This window comes from Streptomyces sp. NPDC057743 (genome assembly GCF_042798755.1).
In the GTDB taxonomy this organism is placed as follows: domain Bacteria; phylum Actinomycetota; class Actinomycetes; order Streptomycetales; family Streptomycetaceae; genus Streptomyces.
In genome coordinates this window covers 1-252 of record NZ_JBHVJX010000128.1, presented here as the reverse complement: position 1 = coordinate 252, position 252 = coordinate 1, and the positions used below count along the sequence as shown (strand labels likewise).

1 protein-coding gene is annotated in these 252 nt (G+C 73.0%); it reads right to left on the bottom strand.

What is annotated here, in order from left to right; genetic code table 11:
• The coding region (locus ACFVFQ_RS38790) for a GAF domain-containing protein (protein ID WP_383425436.1) at nucleotides 1-252 on the bottom strand (252 nt) is incomplete at both ends.

The window sequence follows — 252 nt, the reverse complement described above, 5'->3', positions numbered from 1 at the left end:
GCGCGTCCGCGGAGTCGGGCTAGGAGGAGGACGCCGCGGAGTCGGACGCTGGTGGTCATGGGGACCGCGACGGCGGGGCCGAGTCCTTGCCAACGGGGTGGGCCGGTGGTGGCTCTTGGGTCGTGTTCGATGTCGTCGCTGATCAGGGGGCGTTCGGCGGCCAGCGCGGCGCCTGAGAATGATCCGTGGCGGGGGAGGATCAGGCCGCGGTGGGCTTCGGCGTCCACGCCGGAGGCCACCTCCATGCGCAGG